The 22,803-nt window shown below is 50.2% G+C and carries 19 protein-coding genes and 2 pseudogenes; 15 read left to right on the forward strand and 6 right to left on the reverse strand.

The window, feature by feature from the left end:
- Window positions 1-228: 228 nt before the first annotated feature.
- The 12 genes and pseudogenes from nirB (at window position 229) to mobA (ending at window position 13,233) form a co-directional block, all read left to right on the forward strand.
- The gene (gene nirB, locus AC27IB_RS10705) at window positions 229-2,775 is read left to right on the forward strand and encodes a nitrite reductase large subunit NirB (protein ID WP_487120821.1); all 2,547 of its coding nucleotides are present in this window, start codon (window positions 229-231) and stop codon (window positions 2,773-2,775) included.
- A gap of 10 nt (window positions 2,776-2,785) precedes the next feature.
- Window positions 2,786-3,139, forward strand: coding sequence for a nitrite reductase small subunit NirD (gene nirD / locus AC27IB_RS10710; protein ID WP_296053651.1), 354 nt, complete (start codon window positions 2,786-2,788; stop codon window positions 3,137-3,139).
- 23 nt (window positions 3,140-3,162) lie between these two features.
- Window positions 3,163-4,629, forward strand: a pseudogene (locus tag AC27IB_RS10715) (molybdopterin-dependent oxidoreductase); the annotation flags it as partial.
- Between the two features lie 330 nt (window positions 4,630-4,959).
- A pseudogene (locus AC27IB_RS10720) lies at window positions 4,960-5,274 on the forward strand (molybdopterin dinucleotide binding domain-containing protein); the annotation flags it as partial.
- A gap of 174 nt (window positions 5,275-5,448) precedes the next feature.
- Complete coding sequence (locus tag AC27IB_RS10725; RefSeq protein WP_487120849.1) at window positions 5,449-5,898, forward strand: (2Fe-2S)-binding protein; 450 nt, start codon at window positions 5,449-5,451, stop codon at window positions 5,896-5,898.
- Window positions 5,882-6,778, forward strand: a complete 897-nt coding sequence (gene cobA, locus AC27IB_RS10730; RefSeq protein ID WP_487120823.1) for a uroporphyrinogen-III C-methyltransferase — start codon at window positions 5,882-5,884, stop codon at window positions 6,776-6,778. The genes AC27IB_RS10725 and cobA overlap by 17 nt, the downstream gene beginning before the upstream one ends.
- Window positions 6,759-7,757 carry a glycosyl transferase family protein gene (locus AC27IB_RS10735; RefSeq protein WP_296049840.1) on the forward strand — a complete coding sequence of 333 codons (999 nt, stop codon included), beginning with the start codon at window positions 6,759-6,761 and terminating at the stop codon, window positions 7,755-7,757. The genes cobA and AC27IB_RS10735 overlap by 20 nt, the downstream gene beginning before the upstream one ends.
- Before the next feature lie 266 nt (window positions 7,758-8,023).
- Window positions 8,024-9,415 (forward strand): CmpA/NrtA family ABC transporter substrate-binding protein, encoded by a 1,392-nt coding sequence (locus AC27IB_RS10740; protein ID WP_296049836.1) that lies wholly within the window; start codon window positions 8,024-8,026, stop codon window positions 9,413-9,415.
- 108 nt (window positions 9,416-9,523) lie between these two features.
- Window positions 9,524-10,447, forward strand: coding sequence for an ABC transporter permease (locus AC27IB_RS10745; protein WP_296049846.1), 924 nt, complete (start codon window positions 9,524-9,526; stop codon window positions 10,445-10,447).
- Between the two features lie 28 nt (window positions 10,448-10,475).
- The gene (locus AC27IB_RS10750) at window positions 10,476-11,324 is read left to right on the forward strand and encodes an ABC transporter ATP-binding protein (RefSeq protein ID WP_296049833.1); all 849 of its coding nucleotides are present in this window, start codon (window positions 10,476-10,478) and stop codon (window positions 11,322-11,324) included.
- Window positions 11,325-11,405: 81 nt separating this feature from the next.
- The gene (locus AC27IB_RS10755; RefSeq protein WP_487120826.1) at window positions 11,406-12,620 is read left to right on the forward strand and encodes an alginate export family protein; all 1,215 of its coding nucleotides are present in this window, start codon (window positions 11,406-11,408) and stop codon (window positions 12,618-12,620) included.
- A 7-nt stretch (window positions 12,621-12,627) separates the two neighbouring features.
- Window positions 12,628-13,233, forward strand: coding sequence for a molybdenum cofactor guanylyltransferase (mobA, locus tag AC27IB_RS10760; RefSeq protein WP_487120828.1), 606 nt, complete (start codon window positions 12,628-12,630; stop codon window positions 13,231-13,233).
- Here mobA and AC27IB_RS10765 read toward each other — a convergent pair.
- The gene (locus AC27IB_RS10765) at window positions 13,219-14,340 is read right to left on the reverse strand and encodes an HDOD domain-containing protein (protein WP_296049828.1); all 1,122 of its coding nucleotides are present in this window, start codon (window positions 14,338-14,340) and stop codon (window positions 13,219-13,221) included. The genes mobA and AC27IB_RS10765 overlap by 15 nt on opposite strands.
- 243 nt (window positions 14,341-14,583) lie before the next feature.
- Between AC27IB_RS10765 and AC27IB_RS10770 the strand changes: the two genes are divergently transcribed.
- The 3 genes from AC27IB_RS10770 (at window position 14,584) to AC27IB_RS10780 (ending at window position 18,472) form a co-directional block, all read left to right on the forward strand.
- On the forward strand, window positions 14,584-15,762 hold the full coding sequence (locus AC27IB_RS10770; protein ID WP_296049826.1) for an FIST signal transduction protein: 1,179 nt from the start codon (window positions 14,584-14,586) through the stop codon (window positions 15,760-15,762).
- Between the two features lie 8 nt (window positions 15,763-15,770).
- Entirely contained in the window at window positions 15,771-17,123 is a 1,353-nt protein-coding gene (locus AC27IB_RS10775; protein ID WP_487120830.1) for a sensor histidine kinase, read from the forward strand.
- Between the two features lie 65 nt (window positions 17,124-17,188).
- The gene (locus tag AC27IB_RS10780) at window positions 17,189-18,472 is read left to right on the forward strand and encodes a diguanylate cyclase (RefSeq protein WP_487120832.1); all 1,284 of its coding nucleotides are present in this window, start codon (window positions 17,189-17,191) and stop codon (window positions 18,470-18,472) included.
- A gap of 108 nt (window positions 18,473-18,580) precedes the next feature.
- Here AC27IB_RS10780 and AC27IB_RS10785 read toward each other — a convergent pair whose 3' ends face one another.
- From AC27IB_RS10785 to xdhC, 5 genes are read right to left on the reverse strand one after another with little or no spacing between them, the layout of a single operon-like run.
- Complete coding sequence (locus AC27IB_RS10785; RefSeq protein WP_487120834.1) at window positions 18,581-19,798, reverse strand: urate hydroxylase PuuD; 1,218 nt, start codon at window positions 19,796-19,798, stop codon at window positions 18,581-18,583.
- Between the two features lie 2 nt (window positions 19,799-19,800).
- Window positions 19,801-21,102, reverse strand: a complete 1,302-nt coding sequence (gene guaD, locus AC27IB_RS10790) for a guanine deaminase (RefSeq protein ID WP_296049813.1) — start codon at window positions 21,100-21,102, stop codon at window positions 19,801-19,803.
- Entirely contained in the window at window positions 21,102-21,425 is a 324-nt protein-coding gene (gene uraH / locus AC27IB_RS10795; RefSeq protein WP_487120836.1) for a hydroxyisourate hydrolase, read from the reverse strand. The genes guaD and uraH overlap by 1 nt, the downstream gene beginning before the upstream one ends.
- Window positions 21,422-21,952 carry a 2-oxo-4-hydroxy-4-carboxy-5-ureidoimidazoline decarboxylase gene (gene uraD, locus AC27IB_RS10800; RefSeq protein ID WP_296049807.1) on the reverse strand — a complete coding sequence of 177 codons (531 nt, stop codon included), beginning with the start codon at window positions 21,950-21,952 and terminating at the stop codon, window positions 21,422-21,424. Before uraD ends, uraH begins: the two co-directional genes overlap by 4 nt.
- The gene (gene xdhC, locus AC27IB_RS10805; protein ID WP_487120838.1) at window positions 21,939-22,802 is read right to left on the reverse strand and encodes a xanthine dehydrogenase accessory protein XdhC; all 864 of its coding nucleotides are present in this window, start codon (window positions 22,800-22,802) and stop codon (window positions 21,939-21,941) included. The genes uraD and xdhC overlap by 14 nt, the downstream gene beginning before the upstream one ends.
- Window position 22,803: the final 1 nt, after the last annotated feature.

The raw sequence follows: 22,803 nt of genomic DNA on the forward strand, positions 1-22,803 counted from the left end.
GGGCAGGTGAGCTTTAAAAAAGCTAAGTGATTGAAGTTATTAATTATAAATGTTGGCACTTAACTTGTATTAGTAAACATATCGAGACTCTTGTAGCAGTTACGCGGCCAGGCAATAGCGTAGTACAAGAGCCTACACAAACAGATTAGCAAATGCTTAAACAGGCAACGAAGCCCACAACCAGGAATGGTTGTGGGTTTTTTTTTGCCTTTAAAAAAGGTAGACGAAATGAACATTTCATCACGGCAACAACGCATCGTTATTATTGGTAATGGTATGGTGGGTCACCACTTTGTTGAGCAACTGATTAACAGTGAGCACAACTGCCATATCACGGTATTAAGTGGCGAAAGCCGTCTGGCTTATGACCGTGTTTACCTCTCTTCTTATTTTTCTGGTAAAACCGCTGCTGACCTGGCGCTGACCGATGAGCAAACCTATCAGGACTGGGGCGTGAATGCCGTCACCAACGCCTGGGTAACCGACATCGATCGTGATAAGCAGGTTGTTACAACCAAATCAGGCGAGACGTATGAGTACGATACCCTGGTACTGGCAACCGGTTCTTACCCGTTCGTGCCGCCAATTCCTGGTAACGAACAGGAACACTGCCTGGTATACCGTACCATTGAAGATTTAGAAGCCATCAGCGCTTCTGCCGCGCAAAGCAAAGTGGGTGTTGTTGTGGGTGGTGGCCTGTTAGGCCTGGAAGCGGCAAATGCGCTCAAGCAGGCCGGGCTTGACACTCACGTAGTAGAATTTGCCCCGCAATTGATGGCGGTACAGCTCGATCCCATGGGCGGTGAACTACTGAAAGACAAAATTGAGGCGCTCGGTGTGCAGGTGCATACCCAGAAAGCCACCGAATGTATTGAAGCCGGTGAAACCTGTCGCTACCGCATGAAGTTTTCTGATGGTACACACCTGGAAACCGATCTGGTGTTGTTTTCTGCCGGGATCCGTCCCAGCGATCAGTTGGCTCGCGAATTTGGGTTAGTTATCGGCGAACGTGGCGGTATCGTCATCGATAATCAGTGTAAAACCACTGATAAGAACATTTATGCCATTGGCGAATGTGCCCTGTGGGATAAGAAAATTTATGGTCTGGTTGCACCTGGTTATGCCATGGCTCGCGCTGCCGTCGCCGATATCATCGGTAATGAAGGCGAGTTTGCCGGCTTTGACATGAGCACCAAACTGAAACTTATGGGTGTGGAAGTAGGCTCTATTGGCGATGCCCATGCCCGTACCCCGGGGGCATTGTCCTATACCTATCATAATCAACCGGAAGGCGTGTATAAAAAGTTAGTGGTGGATGCCAACAAATCCCTGGTGCTGGGTGCGGTGCTCATCGGTGATACCAGCGATTACGACACATTGTTGCAGTATGCGCTTAACAGTATTGCTTTACCGGACAGTCCTGAATCGTTGATCCTGCCGTCGGCAGGCGAAAAGCCATTGCTGGGTGCCGATGCACTGGGCGACACGGCTACCATTTGTTCGTGCCACAACGTTTCTAAAGGTGACATTGTAGGAGCTATAGACAGCGGTTGCTGCTCTGTGGGCGATGTGAAATCGAATACCAGAGCCGCTACCGGTTGTGGTGGTTGTGCAGCATTACTGAAAAACGTCGTCGACAGCGAACTGGAAAAACGCGGCGTAGAAGTGTCCAAAGCCCTTTGTGAGCACTTTAACTACTCTCGTCAGGAGCTCTATCATCTCATCCAGGTCGGTAAGATCCAAAGCTTCGAAGAGCTGTTGGAAAAACACGGCAAGGGCTTAGGGTGTGATATTTGTAAACCGGCTGCCGGATCGATTTTTGCCTCGGTATGGAACGATTACATTCTGGCAAAAGCACATCAGCCGCTGCAGGACACCAATGATACCTATCTGGGTAATATGCAGAAAGACGGTACCTATTCCATTGTGCCACGGGTGGCCGGCGGGGAAATTACCCCCGACAAACTCATTCTGCTTGGCGATGTGGCTAAACGGTACAATCTTTACACTAAAATTACCGGTGGCCAGCGTATCGACCTGTTTGGTGCCCGCGTAGACCAGCTTCCGGCTATCTGGGAAGAGCTGGTGGCCGGCGGGTTTGAAACCGGGCATGCCTATGCCAAGGCACTGCGTACCGTTAAGTCCTGTGTAGGCAGTACCTGGTGTCGTTATGGCGTGCAGGACTCCGTTGGTCAGGCCATTGATTTAGAAAATCGCTACAAAGGCCTGCGCGCCCCGCACAAAATCAAATTTGCTGTCTCCGGTTGTACCCGTGAATGCGCTGAAGCGCAGGGTAAGGACATAGGTATTATCGCCACCGAAAACGGCTGGAACCTCTACGTATGCGGAAACGGCGGGATGAAACCGCGCCACGCCGATTTATTCGCTACCGATCTGGATGATGCCACGCTGGTCAAATACATCGACCGTGTGCTGATGTTCTATACAAAAACGGCAGACCGTTTACAACGCACATCGGTGTGGATGGAAAACCTCGAGGGTGGACTGGAGTATCTTAAATCCGTGGTGATTGACGATTCGCTGGGCATTTGTGACGAGCTTGAAGCGCAGATGCAGCATATCGCCGATACCTATCAGTGCGAGTGGAAAACCACCGTTGAATCACCTGAAGCATTAAAACGTTTTCGTCAGTTCGTTAACAGTGATGAGTCGGATACCAATATCCAGTTTGTGACTGAGCGCGAGCAGATTCGTCCGGCCACCAAGGCCGAAAAATTTTCGGCTGGTAAAGCCATTCCCGTAGAACTCGTTTAGGAGAATTATCATGCAGGCTCAGGCTAATATTATTGCTCAATGGCATGATGTGTGTCATGTGGATGACCTGGTCACTAACAGTGGTGTGTGTGCGCTTATCGGCGATGTGCAGGTAGCGATTTTCAGTGTACAGCTCGACGGCGAGGAGAACCTCTATGCTATCAGCAACTGGGATCCCATTGGTGAGGCCAATGTGCTGTCTCGCGGTATCGTCGGCACGCTGACCGATAAAATTGTTGTGGCGTCACCGCTTTATAAAGAGCACTACGATCTGGCTACGGGAACGTGCCTGGAACGCGATGATATCAGCGTTAACACCTATCCGGTGCGCGTTGAACACGAGCGCGTGTTAATCGAACTTTAATGACGGGTGATGAGATGAATGCCATGCTGCCGCAAACAACCACTAAACACCAACCAGCCAATAAACTGGTTCAAACCACTTGTCCATACTGCGGTGTGGGTTGTGGTGTGGATGTGGTGCAAAGCGGCGGCATGACAGGCAGTCTCAGCGAGCTGAAAGGGTCCGCTGAACATCCGGCCAACTTTGGGCGCCTGTGTATCAAGGGCACCCATCTGCTGGAAACCCTGGACGGCAATAAGCGTTTACTCAAACCGGTGGTGTTTGGCCAGCCGGCCAGCTGGGATGAAGCGACGTCGATCATTGCGGCCAGAATGAAAAGTATTGTTGAGCAACATGGCCCGGATGCCGTAGCGATTTATGGCTCAGGTCAGTTGCTTACCGAAGATTACTACGTGGCCAATAAGCTGATGAAAGGCTTTATTGGTACTGCGAATATCGATACTAACTCGCGGCTGTGTATGTCTTCTGCGGTGGTGGCCCACAAACGGGCCTTTGGCGAAGACATTGTACCGTGTAATTACGAAGACCTTGAGCATACCGATCTACTGATCCTGACCGGCAGCAACGCGGCCTGGACGCACCCGGTATTATTCCAGCGCATCGAACGGGCTAAACTGCGTAATCCGGACATGAAAGTAGTGGTAGTGGATCCCAGACAAACCGACAGCTGTTCACTGGCCGATTTACATGTGGCGCTTAAGCCAGGCACCGATGCCGTATTGTTTTGTGGCTTGCTGAATTATCTTGCCCATCACAACTCCCTGGACGATACGTTTATCCAGAATTCAACCAATGGCTTTGCCGAGGCGTTGGCTGAAGCGTCAGCGTGGACGGTGGCGAAGGTTGCTGAAACCTGTGATGTACCGGTTGCTGAAATAGAGCTGTTGTTTAATTGGTTTGCGAGCTTGCCCCGGGTTATTACGTTTTTCTCTATGGGCATTAATCAGTCAACCAGTGGTGTGGATAAAGGCAATGCCATTATCAACTGCCACTTAGCCTCGGGCAAAATCGGCAAAGAGGGCAGTGGGCCGTTTTCGATTACCGGTCAGCCCAATGCTATGGGAGGGCGTGAGGTGGGTGGTTTATCCAATATGCTGGCCGCGCATATGGATATCGATAACCCTCAGCACCATGCAACGGTTAAAGAATTCTGGCGGGCGCCGAATCTCATCACTAAGCCCGGTTTACGGGCGGTGGATATGTTTCAGGCGGCGGCCGATGGCAAAGTGAAATGCCTCTGGATCATGGCAACCAACCCGGTAGCCAGTATGCCAAACCGGGCCTTAGTGGAAGCCGCGCTAAAAAACTGTGAGCTGGTCATCGTGTCAGACACGGCTGCACAAACTGACACCCTCAATTATGCTCACATCGCTTTACCAGCAACGGGTTGGTCAGAGAAAAACGGTACCGTGACTAATTCTGAGCGTCGAATCTCCCGTCAGCGCGGATTGGTTGAACCCATGGGGGAAGCCAAACACGACTGGGAAATAGTGTCGATGGTAGGCCGGGCAATGGGCTTTGAAGAGGCTTTTGCCTATCAGCATCCGGCCGAGATTTTTGCCGAGCATTGTGCGCTGACCGCAGCGAACAACAACGGCACCCGTGCGCTGGATTTAGGCCCGTTGGCCGACTTAAGCATCGCACAATACGATAGTCTGCGCCCGCAGCAATGGCCCCTGAGTAACACCCACCGTATTGGGACAGCGCGCCTGTTTGCTGACGGGTCTTTTTACACGCCTAACGGCAAAGCTAATTTTGTGGCCATCACGCCACGTTTACCTGAACAGCAAACCAGCGCCGAATATCCTTTCGTATTAAACACCGGTCGCGTGCGGGACCAGTGGCACACCATGACCCGCACTGGTAACGCGCCGCGCTTACTTAAACATATCGACCGGCCCTGGTTAAGTATTCATCCTGTGGATGCACAAGCACTTGCCGTTAAAGACGGTGATCTGATCAAAGCTCAAGCTGCCTGTGCTGGCGATATAGACGTCATTTTGCCGGTAAAAATTGATGATAAACAGCGTCGTGGCGAGGTGTTCGCGCCGTTTCACTGGTCTGCTACCTGGGGTTCTCATGCCCGGGTTGGCGCGCTGCTGAACGGTGCAAACGATACACTATCTGGTCAGCCAGAATTAAAACACGGCGCCATTAAATTAAGCCCGGTGGAGATGCAGAGCTATGGCGTAATCTTTGGTGATGAGATACTGGTACAGCGTTTACAAACGGCGGCTTATTATTTTCTGAAGATGCCAACGCCGGTGGCACAAAGCATAGATGTGGCTGATCCGCGTACACCACAGGAAATGCTCAGCGAAATCCTGCCGTGCTTACCGCGAGATGCGCAGTGGGCTACCAAGCAAGGCCCTGAACAGTTAAGTGTTGTAGTTACCCACAAAGAAAAGCTCATTCTCGCCGTGCTAATTAACCACCGGCCAAACGATATACCGCGCGACTGGCTGGACTCACTGTATAGCAGTGAGTCACTCACATCTGAACAGATTAACGGCTTGTTAGAGCAACAGCCAGACGAAGAATTCCGCCTCGGTAAAGTGGTTTGTAGCTGCTTTGGCGTGCGTGAAAAGACCATCAGGCAAGCCATTAGTCAGGGCACTAACACCGTTAGTGAGCTTGGCAAGGCGCTGCAATGCGGTACCAATTGTGGTTCGTGTAAAACCGAATTGGCGGGTTTGATTGCATCGACAACGGCAGCGACAGAACAGAATAAGGAAACAACCAATGAATATGCGCTTTAATACACTGATGATGCCGTTGATGTTGAAAGTATCCCGCATGGGTGCCGCCCTGTTTGGTGACCACGGCGACTCAATTGTGGGTGGCAAAACCGCGCAACGCCGCCGTAAAAACGGTGAAGTGTTTATCGTTGGTGCCGGCCCCGGTGATGCAGAGCTGCTCACACTAAAAGCGTTTCGATTATTACAGCAAGCTGACGTGGTGCTGTTTGACTGGCTGGTGGATCAATCGGTGCTCGATTGTATTCCACGCCATGTGGCCCGGGAGTTTGTGGGTAAACGTTGCGGTAAGCACAGTGTGCCACAGGAAGAAATTTGTCAGCGACTGGTTGAACTGGGTCTGCAGGGTAAGCGGGTAGTGCGCTTAAAAGGCGGCGATCCGGCCATTTTTGCCCGCACCAGCGAAGAAACCGATGCCCTGTATCAGGCGGGCATACCGTTTGCCATTGTACCCGGAATAACGGCGGCGTCCGGCGCTTCCGCTTACACCGGAATTCCATTAACCGACCGCCGTTTTGCTCAGTCTGTGCGATTTATGACCGCGCAGTTTAAGGATCCGGCGAAAGAGGCAGACTGGCAGGCCATTGCGGCAAGCAGTGAGCGTGAAACCACAGTGGTGTATATGGGGCTGAAGCGTTTGGCGTTGTTATCCCAGCGTCTTACAGAAGCCGGTGTCGATGCTAACTTACCCGTTGCAGTGATTGAAAACGCGTGTTGTAATCAACAGCAGGTTATCGTTGGCAACGTCGGCGATATTTATCAACGCGTGCTCGACGCGGCAATCGAAGGACCGGCACTTACCGTGATTGGTCATGTGGTTTGTGCCCGTCAGCCCATCACCGCCGATTTGTTACATCATACCTATGAGCAACGCGCCATTTAGCGAATACATTAAAGCCCTCGGCAAAGGCCAGCGGGGCGCCCGGCATCTTACGCAAGCTGAAGCCTTTGATGCCTTTTCTCAATTACTAAACCAATCCATCGCACCGGAACAAGCCGGCGCTTTTTTGATGCTGCTGCGCATGCAGGAAGAATCTGTTGAAGAGCTATGCGGTTTTATTGCAGCCTGTCGCGGAAAACTACCCATCGAATTAAGCGCAATGCAAGCCAGTGTAGATATTGGTTGTTATGCCGGTAAACGTCGGCAATTACCCTGGTATTTATTGAGCGCAGCATTACTTGCAAGCGTTGGCTACCGGGTGTGCCTGCATGGTGCCAGTGAGCCCGGCTCAAAACGCTTTTATGCCAGCCATGCTCTGGCAGAGTTGGGCTTGCCACTGGCAACGTCGGTACAACATGCCCAGCAAACCATGGACAGCATGAATGCCTGTTATCTGGATTTAGGTATTGCCCTGCCCGAGCTTGATCGCATTATTAAATTGCGTGAATTATTTGGCTTACGGTCCTGTGCTAATACCCTGGCCCGTTTGTTAAATCCAAGCAGTGCGCCCTTTGCGGTACAGGGGGTTTATCATACGCATTTGGATGAACGTCATGCGAAAGTCAACGAGACGTTTTTGCAACAGCAGTCACTGGTGTTTCGTGGTGACGGCGGCGATCCTGAGGTGAATCGCGACAGACCAACAGATTTGTATTACACCCATAGTGGTGTCACCACCAAACTGGCGTTACCCGAAGCGGATGGCTGGGCAATGAAAGAGCGCGAATTCTCAGTTGAGACGATGTTAGCAGTGTGGCGGGGCGATCTGGAACACGGTTATGCACAGCAGGCCGTGATTGCTTCGCTGGCGGTGTATCTGATGTTACTGGAAAAATTAAGCCAGCAAGAGGCCCAACAGCGGGCAACAGAACTATGGCAATTGCGCCATAAGCAGGCATTGCCTTTTCACAGTGAGCACTGACAGTGCACAAAATGCACTACGATGAGTCGCTGAATTTCGGCGACAAATAACCGAAATTTATAAGTTGTTGAAATTAATGGTTATTAAATATTGGCACTAAATGTGTATAACTCTCTTTAGCAATACTAGTATGCGCTATACCTAAACAATTTATTAATACCTTGCTGTCTTCTAACGAGGCGAGGTAAACGGCAACGAAGCCCACCCGTTCACAATGACGATGTCATTTCGAACGGGTGGGTTTTTTTTTGGCTTAAGGAAAGTACATGTTACATAAGACTGTAAAACACAAGTTAAAGCAGGTGGCAGGTTCGCTGACACTGGTTGCGTCATTATTTACTGCCTCAGTGACTACCGTGTCTGCTGAGGATATTGGCTGGCCAGAAAAAGAAGAGCTGAAGTTTGGCTTTATCAAACTCACCGATATGGCACCACTGGCGATTGCTTACGAAAAAGGCTATTTCGAAGACGAAGGTCTGTACGTTACGCTGGAAGCCCAGGCTAACTGGAAAGTGCTGCTTGACCGCGTTATTGACGGTCAGTTAGATGGTGCGCATATGTTGGCCGGTCAGCCCTTGGGCGCAACCATTGGCTTTGGCACCCAGTCGCACATTATTACCGCTTTCAGCATGGATTTAAACGGTAACGGGATCACCGTTTCTAATGACGTTTGGGCTGAGATGGAAAAACACATTCCGGTTGAAAATGGCAAGCCGGTACATCCGATTAAAGCCGACTACTTAAAGCCGGTAGTGGAAAGCTATAAAAATGCCGGTAAGCCTTTCAAAATGGGCATGGTATTTCCGGTTTCCACGCATAACTATGAACTGCGTTACTGGTTAGCCGCAGGGGGCATCCACCCAGGTTATTATGCACCGCACAAAGGCGATACCTCAGGCCAAATCGATGCTCAGGCGCTGCTGTCGGTAACGCCACCACCGCAAATGCCAGCTACCATGGAAGCCGGTACCATCTTCGGTTACTGCGTAGGTGAACCGTGGAATCAGCAAGCGGTGTTTAAAGGTATTGGTGTACCGGTTATCACCGACTACGAAATCTGGAAAAACAACCCGGAAAAAGTATTTGGTGTGAGCAAAACCTGGGCCGAAGAAAACCCTAATACGCACATTCGCGTGGTTAAGGCGATGATCCGCGCCGCCATGTGGTTAGATGCAAACAACAACGCTAACCGCCCGGAAGCCGTTAAAATTCTGGCCAAGAGCAGCTATGTGGGCGCCGATGCCGACGTTATTGCCAACAGCATGACCGGTACCTTTGAATATGAAAAAGGCGATAAGCGTGATGTGCCAGACTTTAATACTTTCTTCCGCCACAACGCGACTTACCCGTTCTACAGCGATGCGATTTGGTATCTAACCCAGATGCGCCGTTGGGGACAGATTGCAGAGCCTAAGTCTGACGACTGGTACATGCAGACAGCAAAGAGCGTATATCGCCCGGATATCTACACCATTGCTGCCAAAGCGCTGATTGAAGAAGGTCTGGCAGATCCTAAAGATTTTCCTGACTTCGACACAGAAACCGGCTTTAAGCCGCCGCAAACAGAGTTTATCGATAATGTGACGTTTGATGGCAGCAAGCCCAATGCTTACTTAGAGAAATTCTCAATTGGTCTGAAAGGCGACACGGTTATATAACCGTGTCTCCCGGACCCTCGATGATAAAAGGTAAAGACGATGAGTAAATCGGTACCAGTTGTCAGCCATATTGGCCAGATCCGCGGTAAAAATGTGTTAGGGAATATTATGTCCACCGTACCAAAATTATTGATGCCTGTTGTTGGCATATTATTATTCCTCGCGATTTGGAATGTGGTAGCCAAAAACATCGATACGTCGCTGGGGCAGTTTCCTGGCCCGGCGCAGGTGTGGGAGCAAACCTTTACGTTAATTGATGAACACAGCGCGCAGCGTGAAAAGGCAGAAGCTTTCTACGCCCGTCAGGAAGAACGCAACGCAGCGCGGGTTGCAAAAGACCCGACCTACGAGCCGAGAATCCGAGATTTCACCGGCGCGCCAACGTTCTTCGATCAGATATGGACCAGTTTATATACCGTGATGGTGGGCTTTTTGATTGCCAGTATTGTGGCAATACCCGCGGGTATCTTATGTGGCCTGAGCAAATCTGCCTATTCCGCTCTGAACCCACTGATCCAAATCTTTAAACCGGTGTCGCCGCTGGCCTGGTTACCACTGGTTACCATGGTGGTCAGTGCGGTGTATGTCAGTGATGACCCGATGTTTTCCAAATCGTTTATTACCTCGGCTTTTACCGTTTCGCTGTGCTGCTTATGGCCCACGCTAATCAATACTGCGGTAGGTGTTTCTAACATCGATTCCGATCTGGTGAACGTGAGTAAGGTGCTGCGGTTAAAGCCATTAAGCCATGTGCAGAAAATTGTTCTGCCAGCTTCTATTCCGATGATTTTTACCGGTTTACGCTTGTCACTGGGTATAGGCTGGATGGTGCTGATTGCGGCCGAAATGCTCGCCCAGAACCCGGGTTTGGGTAAGTTTGTCTGGGATGAATTCCAGAATGGCAGCTCAGAGTCACTGGCACGCATCATGGTAGCGGTCATCACCATTGGTTTAATTGGTTTCCTGCTCGATCGCCTGATGCTGTCAGTACAGCGCCTGGTGAGTTGGGACAAAAACGCAGTGCTGCGCTAAGCGGCTTACACATTCGAGGAATTAAATTATGCAAAGCAGACATTTAGAACTCAGTCAGGTAGGCATTGATTTTCCTACGCCGAAAGGGCCGTTTACTGCATTAACCGACGTGAATCTGAAGATTGATAAGGGCGAGTTTATCTCACTGATTGGTCACTCAGGTTGTGGTAAATCCACGGTACTTAATATTGTAGCCGGTCTGCATCAGGCCACTACTGGCGGTGTCATTCTCGACGGTGGAGAAGTGAAAGAGCCCGGTCCTGAGCGCGCGGTAGTATTCCAGAACCATTCGCTGTTGCCCTGGCTATCCTGTTACAAGAACGTCGAACTGGCCGTGAAACAAACCCAGAAAGGTAAGTCCAAACAGGAAATCCGCGACTGGGTAATGCACAACATGGAGTTGGTGCACATGACCCACGCACTGGATAAACTGCCATCGGAAATCTCCGGTGGTATGAAACAGCGGGTGGGCATTGCCCGGGCGTTGGCCATGGAACCTAAAGTGCTGCTAATGGATGAACCCTTCGGTGCCCTTGACGCGCTGACCCGGGCTCATTTGCAGGACTCGCTGATGGAAATCCACGCCGATTTAGGCAATACCGTCATTATGATCACCCACGATGTGGATGAAGCGGTGCTGTTATCCGATCGCATTGTGATGATGACCAATGGCCCTTCAGCCACCATTGGCGAAATTCTCGACGTTAAACTCGAGCGTCCCCGGGACCGTCTGGCTCTGGCTGACAATCCTGAATACAACCATTACCGGCACGAAGTGCTGACCTTCCTTTATGAAAAACAAAAAAAAGTGGAAACCGTTTCAGGACATAAAAAAGCAAAGCAGTCTGGCGCCAAAAAGAAGTCTGACGCCGCTTAAGTAATATTAATAAAAACAAATTGTTAGCTCGGCCTTAAAGGGCCGGGCCGGGTATTCTCACGCTTAATTTAGGAATTTATCATGAAAACACCAGTCTCTTTTTTCAAACGCGGAATGTTAGCTTCACTGATCTCAGCGGCCTTATTACCAGCCGCCCAGGCGGCTACTGAGTGGCATGATGCATTATCTGACTCCAAGGCATCAGCCAGTTTTCGCCTGCGTTACGAAGGCGCGAATCAGGATAATGCGGTAAAAGATGCTAGCGCATTGACACTACGCACTTTACTTAGCTTCGAATCCGGTGAGTACAACGGCTTTTCATTCAAAGCGGATCTGGAAGATGTGACCATCGTAATGGGGCAGGGCGATTACACCGTAGGGCCGGCAGGTTACAATCCGGGCGAGTATTCAGTGATTGCCGACCCGGAAACCACCGAACTGAATCAGGGCTATGTGCAGTTTAAAAATGATGGCCTGACCGTTAAAGCCGGACGTCAGATTATTGCGCTGGACGGCCATCGTTTCGTGGGGCACGTTGGCTGGCGTCAGGACTGGCAAACCTATGATGCGGTATCGGTAAACTATAAGGTCAGCGAAAAACTGAACGCGTTTTACGCCTATCTGAACAAGCGTAACCGTATTTTTGGTGAAGCGGCAGATATCGATTCAAAAGACCATTTACTCAACGTCAGTTACCAGGACGACTTTGGTAAGTTAACCGCTTATGCCTACCTGCTTGAAGTGGATAACAACACTGATAACAGCCTGGATACCTACGGTGTAAGCTATGCCGGCGCTTATAAAACCGATTCGGTTAAATGGCTTTACAACGCCGAGTTTGCTACTCAGTCAAGCGAAGCGGCAGCGACTGATTATTCTGCCACCTACGCAATGTTAGAAGCGGGCGCAGTGGTTTCAGGCGTCACGGCTAAGCTAGGCTACGAGCTGCTTGGCTCCGATGACGGTATGTACGGTTTTGCCACGCCACTCGCCACTTTGCATAAATTCAATGGTTGGTCTGATCAGTGGTTAGGTACGCCAGGACAGGGGCTGCAGGATATTTATGTTAGCGCAGCAACAAAATTTGCCGGTGGTAACTGGTTGTTTGTGTATCATGACTTTAGTGCCGATGAAGCGAGCAGCACGGTTGACGATCTGGGTAGTGAGATCAATATCCAGTACACCACCAAAATTGCTGAAAAATTTAGCTTCGGGGCTAAATATGCCAATTATTCAGCAGGCGACATCAAGGTAGATACTGATAAACTATGGGTATGGATAGCCACTAAGTTTTAAATCGAGAATGAAAGCAGTAGACAGTATCGACATGCTGCTCCAGCAGCCTCCGTATTACAGCCTGGGATTTATCCTGGCCGGAGGCAGTTCCAGGCGAATGGGGAGCGACAAAGCACAACTTAAAATCGGGCAGCAAACTATGCTTGATATCGCCTGTAACGTGCTGGATGCTGCGGCCGTTAATCAGCATCTGGTAGTAGGCGGTACTGCTGCTGATTTGAGTGAGCAGCAGTTGGGGCAGGGGCCTGCCGGTGCTATCTGCGATGTGCTGGCACGTTTTAACAGTGCCAGTGAAAAGCTCAGACTGGTATTGTTTATGCCCGTTGATATGCCATGTTTGTCTGCATACAGCATAAACACCTTATTGGAATGTGCCAGGCGGAATCAACAAACCGCGTATTACACCGACCACTATTTACCCTTAGTGATCCCCGTTACCCGGCAAACTCAGCAAGTTGCCCGGGCGCTTATTTCCCGTGATCCGAGTCCTTCTGTGCGAAAATTACTGGCCGGCCTCAATGCTCAGCCGGTGGTGTTTAGCGGCGATCCGGGCGAACTGGTGAATATCAACCGACCAGAACAACTGGCGGAGTTAAGCTCAGGCACTGAGTAGCGCTGTTTTTACCTCGTCGGGTAATGAAGTGGTAAAATCAGCCAGCCGTTGGTCATCGTCTTTTACGCTCATATACTGATGAGCGTAATACAGCACGTTGATCCAGGCTTTGTGATCTTCACTGGGGGCATTCTGTATGTTCAGCAACGGTGCAATAACCTCTTCCGGGAAACACCATAAGGTCAGCAAAAACACGGTAATTAATATATCCGGATGACTGCTTGCCTTCCTTAACTGAGCAGCAAGCTCAGGTGCGTTTTCATTCACCATGGCCAGAACCAGCCTGCCGGTGCCATTTAATACCGAAGCGGTGAATACCTGTTCTCTGCATCGCGGGGGACACTCCAGCGCAATGGCCAATGCTTTGCCTGAAGCGGCCATCTGACGGGTGCTTTTACAGACCTGCTGATGAAGTGCGGTTGGCATCAGATGGGCTGTTTCAGACTCCAGCACAAAACTGATGGTCAGGGCATACAGTAACTGCGTGCCGAGTCGGCTGATGGCTTCTTCAAGCGTGTCGGTAGTGCGATGAAACCCCAGGTACGCTGAGTTGGCAACCTGCATGATCCGCGCACCAATTAAAGGCTCTTCAATAATGATTTCAGCAATCTGACTGGCATTGGTCTGCTCATCACTGAGTGCTGTGCGCAATTTTTCGATAATTTCAGGTAATACCGGGAGCTGACTAAGCTGACCCAGGCATTCCTGTTGGGCATGTGTTATTGGTAAAGCTCGGAGTTTTTCTACATGACTTAACAGCTCACCGAGATGTTCATCGCTAAAGGGTTTATTCAGCAGGCTATGAGCATTACCGCTGTTGCCAAGCAGGATCTCATCCCGGGTATCGCCGGTCATGAGTACGCGGATAGATAAAGGGTACTGTTGAGCGAGTTGTTGGAGCAAGTCTGCGCCGTTAATACCTGGCATCCGATAATCGCAAAACACGATATCCGGATAGGCGTGTTGCCGTATCGCTGCCTGCCAGTTGAGAGGCTGGTTAATAAAAGTGACGTCCCAGTTAGGTATGAGTCTTCTTGACGTGCGTTTTATCGCTTTGAGCATAAGTTCATCATCGTCGATAAACACTGCATAATAGTTGTTAGTCATTGTTGCTCTACCGCCCACCTCAAAAGCTCAAAATAACCAGATCCGTCATTATGCTTCCGTTGCCCGGTCAGACCTTTAACAGAGAATCCAACCGTAGGTAACTGTATTACTTGTTATGCTTATATATACGATAATTTTTTGCAAGTTTACTGTTCGTCACCTATATAAATCAATGTAAAAATAAAAAAACAAAGTTATTATTGTGAAAAATGTGACAATAGTGACATTTTGGGAGTGGTAACTATGCATAGTCGTGTCAATCGCATTGCACTGCAGGCGGATGGAACTTTTGGCGACTCAGGCAAAATTGCTGCGCTTGCTGAAGCTGATATTAATATTGCGTTTGGTGATGTCGCGGCGATTTCAGCTCTGGCTGAGACTTCAGATTCTCACTTTCAAGAATCCTCAGCACGGTGGATCGCATCGTCAAGTTGTCTGGGCGCAATGAGTCACCTGGGAACCGATGAAGGCGAGAGTTTTGTTCATGTTCTGTCTTTACAGGATATCGATGGTGGCGCAGGTGTCTCGTCTGCTGATTTAACACCGGGCAGGGAGCGGGCAATTGCCGAAGCAACCCTGGTGCAAGCGATGCAGGATGCAGGCAAACTGGGGGAAATGCCATCGTTGGTGTGGCTCATTGTTGCGCCTGGTCACGAAGAAGAGGTGCTTGATGGCCTGCATGGTGTCCTTGGCGACACCGTGCCTATATTTGGTGGAAGTAGCGCAGATAACACTATCGAAGGGAAGTGGGTGCAATTCGATGGCAGTCAGTTGCGTCATAACGGCATTGTGGTTGCGGTACTTTACCTGACTGAACCGGTATCCTGTTATTTTAGTTCTGGTTATGAACCCACCGAGTTGTCTGCGCAGGTTACGGCGGTGGACGGGCGCAGGTTATTTGCACTGGATGGTGAGCCTGCCGGCACTGTTTATAATCGCTGGCTTAACCTTATGGAACAAGACCCACTGAAGGCGGGCAATATCCTTCAGGCCAGCACCTATTTTCCGATTAGCCGAAACCGCGGGCCTGTGAGTCTTGATGTGCCGCTACTCAGCCATCCTGCCTGGCTTCATGACGACGGTAGCATCGAACTGTTTGCCAGTCTTGACAAAGGGGAACAGATCACACTGATGAGTGGCCATCCTGATAATCTTATCCGGCGCGCAACGGAAGTCACCGAAGTTGTTTTGAGAACCCATGAACTCAATTACGAACGCCGCCCCAAGGCCTTAATGATTGTTTTTTGTGGTGGTTGTATGCTGGCAGTGAAAGAGCACCTGAATGAAATTCAGCGCTCTTTGCTGGTGCTGGCCCAGGGGGTGCCATTTATTGTTGGCTTTACTTTTGGTGAACAGGGCTGCTTTTCCGACGGCATCAGTCGCCATGGCAATTTAATGATATCTGCGACGGCAATAGGGTGAGAGAATCTGTGACCGATGTAGAAAAGCTCCACGAAACAATCCAGAAGTTACGCTACGAAAACAGCCAGCTACAACGCTTCAAGCAAGTTAACCAACTTATGCTCAACGGCCTTGACGCGATTATGACATCCATGCACCGTAGTGAGGTGTTTGCACGATTGTTTGAAGTTATTGGTGAGATTTTGCCCTGCGACCAAATTCTTATAGCGCACCACAATGAAGAACAAAGTACGGTTATTCCGGTATGTTGCAGCACCGAAGGTATGTCGTTCAAACCATTGCGCTATACCGATCTGACTAACGTCTTTGAAGAAACTATGAATATCTTCAATGTGGCCCTTATCCCCGGCTGGAAAGCACACCTCGGGGGCTGGTTACCCGATGCTAATTCTGTTCTTATTCACCCGATCAGTACCTCGCAGGCGAAATATATCTGGTTGATTTCAGATAAACATATTGGCGCATTTTCCAAGCAGTATGAAGATATCTTCGTGTCTTTTAGTGCGTTTGTCGCGAATACCTTGTCTCATTTTGAACAACGTAGTCTTATCCGCGAGCGAGAAACGCTGCTTGAGGAGCGTGGGCGCATTGAAAAATCGATGATACACCAGGAAAAAATGGCCGCGCTGGGACAACTCGCCGCCGGTGTAGCGCACGAACTCAATAACCCGTTGGGCTTTATTAACAGTAACCTGGCCAGTTTGCAGGATTACTTAGGTGATATCAGTGAGTTTGTCAGTCAGGCGGTAAATTCGTCAGAATCCATGACTGCACTGCACAAAAAAATGGATATGGACTATATTTTAACTGATACGGATGATTTGATTGATGAGTCGCTGGAAGGCATTCGGCGATCTACGGATATTATCGCGAACCTCAAGTCCTTTTCACACCCGGACGAGAAGACCAGGGTTAACCTGGAACTGAACGCCGTCATCGAGCTGGCACTGACAATAATACGGACCCAGGCGAAAACAGTTGTGGATATTGATTTTACGCCATGTGAAGCAAAACCGGTTATTCATGTTAATGCCAATCAGCTGGCTCAGGTCTTTATCAATATTGTCACTAATGCTATGCAGGCGATGACCGATAATAACGGTAGGATTACAATAACAATTGTAGCTGAAAAGACTGCCGTGAATTGCCGTATTAGAGATAACGGTCCAGGTATGCCGGCTGCAGTAGCAGCCAGAATATTTGATCCCTTCTTCACCACTAAAACCGTGGGAATGGGAACCGGACTGGGTTTGTCAATTTCAAAAGCCATCATCGAAAAATATGGCGGCGAATTACACCTTGAATCAAGCAGCGCCAAAGGTAGTTGTTTTTTAATCCGTTTGCCGCGGATCATCGATTAACTGACACACAGAAGGTGTCGGGAAACAAAAGGGACGTTTACAGCCGGTTCAAAGTGGAGGAATCAATGGCCAGTGAGACAACAGCGAAAGTATTTGAATCGACCTTCGAACAGTGTGGCATAGGCTTGGCCCATGTCAGTCCGGAGGGCGAATTTATTCGCGTAAACTCGGCGCTGAGTAGCTTTCTGGGCTACAGTAAAGAAGATCTGGTCAAACTTGATTTTCAAAAAATTACTCACCCCGACTATCTCGATAAGGATCTTCAGCACGTCGCCGAGCTGCTCGACGGATTCTACGATTCGTATCAAATGGAAAAGCTCTACATTCACAAAAGCGGCAGAATGGTCTGGGGTAACCTGACCGTTACCCTGGTCCGCAATGATGATGACACGCCGGATTTTTTTATCTCGGTGGTAGAGGACATTGATGAGAAAAAGCGCATCGAGCAGAATTACTTTGAATCGCAGGAGACGCTTCGCTCTATTATCAGTTCATTGTCAGATCGTATGGCCGTGAGTGTTGTTAGCCCCGACTTAACCAATCTGGTGTATATCAATGAAGGGTATCAGCGTATCTGGGGGCGCAGTGCTAAGGAACTCTACGATAATCCAAGGAGTTTTATCAGTCATATTCATGTGGCAGACCGGCCCCGGGTGATGGATTTTTACCGCCATACGATTACCAATCCCTGGACTTTTGAATACCGCATTATGCGGGATGACGGTGAGTTACGCTATATTCGTGAGCGTGGCGAAGTGATCCGCGATCCCAGTGGCGAAGTGATAAGCCTGGTAATTACGGCAGATGATATTACCCACGATAAACAAATGCATGAAGCGCTGAAGTCGGCGAATGAACGACTCAATATCCTATCCAGAACCGATGGCCTGACGGGGATCAATAATCGCCGGGAGTGTTTATATGCACTGGATGCGGAATTTAAACGCTTGAAGCGTATCGGCGAGCGTACTACCTCAACCCTGGCCTTCTTAGATCTGGACAAGTTTAAACAAATTAACGACCAGTTTGGCCATCAAACGGGTGACAAAGCACTGATTATCCTGACTGAGCGAATCAAATCTACCATGCGTGATAACGATTTGGTCGGGCGTTACGGTGGCGATGAGTTTTTGTTGCTGCTAAGGGATACCCGGGACTATGAAGCCCAGCACCTCATTGACAGAATTTTTGCAGAGCCACTGATAGTCAGGAGTGAACAGTCTCAGGATATCCATATCCTGTGCTCTATTGGTATGTCGCAGTGGCATTATGAACTGGAAGGCGTTCAGCAATGGATTGAGGAAGCCGATAAACAAATGTACCACGTCAAAGGCAGCAAGGCGTCTTAACCTTAAACTGACACCCTTCGGCTTTAGCAGAGAAAATACCGGGACGCCGATACACCTGAGTGCGCTTTAACTAGTCAGGCAGGATAATATCAGTGGCCCCGGGTGTTACTAATATCCCTGTTCTTTGCCCCAGGCTGCAATAATCGCCCGTTCCTCGTCGGTCATATTGGTTTTATTTAAAAACGGCATGTCCCGGGTAATGGTGGTGCGATTAACCAGTTGGCGTCCCTGGCGCTCAATGTTCGCCCAGCTATCGAGTTTTACGCCCAGTGGCGCCACCTTAAAAATATCGTCTGTCGGGTTGGCTGAATGACAGCCAACACAGTGAATATCAACCAGCGTTTGTACCTGTTTATCCAGGGCCGATAATGAGGCCGTTTCGGTAGCATGCCTTTCTACCCCGGGGAGGGCGCTGCTGACTTCGGCTTTTGGCCACGACACCCACAGCGCGACGGCCAGCAAGCCAATCATACCGCTTACCAGAACAGCCGGGCTGAATTTGCCTACATGACGTAAGTTAAAGAAATGCCGGATCCACGCAGATAGCGCCATAATTGCCACCAATACCAACCAGTTTTGCGGATGTTGGTAGGTCATTGGATAGTGATTACTGATCATAATGAACAGGATGGGCAATGTCAGGTAGTTATTATGCACTGACCGCAGCTTAGCACCTGCACCCCAGGCCGGATCCACAGCCTGTTTAGCCGCGACGGCATCCACCATTTTACGTTGTGCTGGCATGATATTGAGCCACACATTGGCCACCATAATCGAGCCTATGAGCGCACCTACATGAATGTAAGCCCCGCGGCCACTGAACCAGTGGGTTGCGAGGTAGCTGGCAACCACTAACAGGGCGGTAAGGGCCACAGCAAACACTTTAGGGTAGTTTGCCAGAGGCGAACGACAGGCCAGCTCATAAAGCAGCACGCCGCCGGCCAGTAAACCCAGACCGCGGGCAATGGCTTCACCTTCGGAAAGCGCCATTACTGAGGGGTCGATCAGATACGCCGAAGCGGCAAAGTAATAGACAATAATTAACAACGCAAAACCGCTAAGCCAGGTGGAGTAGGCTTCCCACTTAAACCAGTGTAGGGTTTTCGGCATCACTTCAGGGCCATAAGCATATTTGCCGACCTCATAAAATCCGCCACCGTGCACGGCCCATAAGTCGCCTTTAATGCCTTTTTGTTTTTTCCATTCCGGCGGTGTTTCCAGGCTGTTATCCAGCCAGATAAAGTAAAATGAAGCGCCAATCCAGGCGATCCCGGCTATAACGTGAAACCAGCGGACAAATAATGAAAGCCAATCAAGCCACGGCATGGTTAGAGCTCCTGTTGTTGATATTGTGGGTGACCCGCCACATAAGTGGCCACCGTTGCGCGGTCATCTCCGAGCATGGTCAGGGCAAAAAGGGTATCTTCGCAGGTGCTCTCTGCGTTGATACGTAATTGAGTGAGTGCATCAAAGCGGGGATTCAGTACCACAAAGTCGGCATCGGTGCCGGGGTTCAGGTTACCAATTTTATCACTCAGTCCCAGGCAGTCTGCGGCGCCCTGGGTGAGCATATAAAACCCTTGCAGAGCAGACAGGTTGTATTGGCGTAACTGACATATTTTATACGCCTCGCCGAGGGTTCTGAGCAGATTAAAACTGGTACCGCCGCCCACATCGGTTGCCAGGGTAACCGGCACGCCAAACTTATCGGCTTTGCTCATCTCAAACAGACCACTGCCTAAAAACAAATTAGAGGTAGGGCAGAATGACGCAATGGCACCGCTTTGGGCCATACGTTGCCATTCACTGTCAGACAGATGAATACAATGACCATATACCGCTCTGGGGCGAACCATATGGTATTTCTCATACACAGCCAGATAATCTTCACATTCCGGGTACAGGGTTTTCACCCAGGCAATTTCATCGTGGTTTTCCGACAGGTGGGTCTGAATAAACACATCGTCGTATTGCTGAGCCAGTTCACCCAGTGCGGCCATTTGGGCGCTGCTGCTGGTGGGCGCAAAGCGTGGGGTCAGGGCATAGTAATTACGCCCTTTACCGTGGTAGCGATCAATCAGGTCGGCACTGTCGCGCTGAGCCGATTCGGGGGTATCCTGCAGCCAGTCGGGACAATGCCTGTCCATGCACACTTTACCGGCAACGGTAAGCATGTTGCGCTGACTGGCAGCGTTAAACAGCGCTTCTGTTGCTACCTTATGTACGCTTGAGTACACCAAGCCGGTAGTCGTACCGTTTTTCAGGCATTCCGTTAAAAAAGCGTCTGCCATAGTGGCGGCAAAGTCGGCGTCTTCAAACTGGCGTTCGGCAGGGAAGGTAAAGTTGTCCAGCCAGGTGAGCAACTGTTCACCATAACTGGCGATAATCCCTGTTTGCGGAAAATGCAGGTGCGTATCAATCAGGCCGGGAATAATCACCTTGCCTGAGTAATCGGTGACTGCCACATCAGCATATTGCGCTTTTAGCGCTGAAAAGTCGCCAACGTCAGCAATCTTGCCGTCTTTGATCAGCAGGGCGCCATCCTTAAAACTCTGCAGGTCGCTCTGATAGTGGGTTGTTGAATGCGGAAAATGGTAAATTGTCCCGCGAATTAATTGTGTTGTTGCCACTAGCTACCCCGGTAACTGCTGAAGCCAAACGGTGAGATAAGCAGCGGTACATGGTAGTGCCCACCGTCCTCGGTCATCTCAAAGTGAATATCCACATGGGGATAGAAAGACTGGCCATGCCGGGCCAGCAGATAATCCTTACATGCAAACCGGATATGGTAAGTACCGGCTGTAAAAGTAATGCCCGGCCAGTCTTTGCAGCGGCCATCGCTGTTAGTTACGGTGGTCACCTGATTGCCATCAGGGGCGGTGAGGGTGACCGGCATATCGGCAACGGGTGTTCCGGAAGTGGTATCGAGCACATGGCTGGATAAACTGATCATGATGAAGATTCCTGTGTTGGCGCTGGACTTAATGCTTTGGTAAGCCGTAACAAGGTGATTTTAATTTGTTCCGCTGCGGCATTGGCCAGTTCGCTGACGGTATCATTGGGCAAGCGTTTTTGCAGGGCTTCCAGCATGGTATCGGCGCTTAACCCCGTGGCACAGATAATAAAAATAAACCCGTGTTTGTTAAGGTATTCATGATTAAGCGTATGCAGTGCCTGCAGTGTTGCCTCGCTGGCCGCTGCGGCACCTTGCTGTTCTGAGGCGGCGGTCGTTTTGGTGTTTGCAAATTTTGCTCTGAGGCTATTCACATCGCCTATCATCGGATGGGCTTCAAACGCCTGACGGTAGTCGCTGTCGGTCAGCGACTCCCACACTTCCACTGCATAACTGTACACCTCGGCCGGGCTTTTATAGGGGCGGCCAGTCACCATGGCGTTAACCCAGCGCTCTGCCGCACAGGTGGTTTCAAACCAGTCGTAAGCGGCGTTATCGTCCAGTTGATTCAGGTCATTGAGGGTCATGAATAAGGTCCTTTGTCATGGCGGTAGTGGTAACAGATGAAGGGGCGTCTAGCCCGTGTAAGCGCTGAATAATTTGGGCGCTGACAGATACCGCCACTTCCACCGGCAGTTTGCCAGGAATCGCGTTCAGGCCTATGGGGGTAACAAAACGCGCGAGTTGTTGTTCAGACATACCCTTACTTTTTAAACGGTGCACGAAACGTTTCGCTTTGGTTTGTGAACCAATCATACCAACGTAAGGTAAATCCGGGTGCCTGAGGGCTTTTTCTGCCAGCTCAAAATCCAGTTGATGATCGTGGGTCATGATCACCACCCAGCTGCCTTTCGGTAATAAAGGGATTTCACCTGCGGGTTCATCGTCACACAGATAATCGACATTGGCGGCCAGTGGCTGAGTGGGGGTAAGGGCTTCGCGGTTATCAATCCAGCGCACCGAAAGGGGTAACTGGGCCAGAATAGGCACCAGTGCCTGGGCCACATGACCCGCGCCAAACAGTGCCAGCACCTGGCGATGGCTGACATGGGTCTCAATCAGCAGTTTTACTGCGCCACCACAACACTGGCCCAGTTTACTGGCCAGCGGAAAACTGTGTATGGCTTGTTGATTATGGCGCTGGTTAATACTCTCCGCCAGCGCCTCGCGTGCCAGCTCTATGGCTTTAAACTCAAGGTGCCCGCCACCGATGGTATCGAACTGACGATCGGCGGTGACCACCATTTTTGTACCTTGTTCCCGGGGCGTTGAGCCTGCAGTGGTGAGCACCGTAATCAGTGCATACCCCTGGGCATGTTGCTCACAATAGTGAATGGCTTCAAACCAGCGGCGCACCTGCCATTTTTCATGTTGCATG

The sequence above is a fragment of the Alteromonas sp. 4NH20-0104 genome (assembly GCF_057547795.1).